We start from the raw sequence: 282 nt of genomic DNA, 5'->3' as shown, positions 1-282 counted from the left end.
CAGCGCGCCGGCCCCATGGGCGCGTTGCACCAAGGCACGGTGATCCGGCACATGGCCCGTGCTGGCGGGGTATTGCAGCAGCAGGCCGAAGTACCCGGACAGGTCGTCCAGTTCGGCTTCCTCGCCAATCACCACCTCGATGCCCAGGGGCTCGGCACGGGTGCGCAGCACGTCGAGGGTCTGCGGGTGACAGTGGGTGGAAACGAAGAACGCCGGCGCCTTGTTCTTCGCCAGGCGCTTGCAGAAGGTCATGGCCTCGGCGGCAGCGGTGCCTTCGTCTAA

At 67.4% G+C, this 282-nt stretch carries 1 protein-coding gene; it reads right to left on the bottom strand.

The window, feature by feature from the left end:
* Nucleotides 1–282 (bottom strand): hypothetical protein (locus tag AAHM40_RS27110; RefSeq protein ID WP_342247453.1); only part of this gene is annotated, 282 nt, incomplete at both ends.

The sequence above is a fragment of the Pseudomonas sp. OTU5201 genome, from assembly GCF_038440135.1.
In the GTDB taxonomy this organism is placed as follows: Bacteria; Pseudomonadota; Gammaproteobacteria; order Pseudomonadales; family Pseudomonadaceae; genus Metapseudomonas; species Metapseudomonas resinovorans.
The sequence above is the reverse complement of the archived record's forward strand: the minus strand, read 5'-3'. Positions and strand labels throughout refer to the sequence as shown.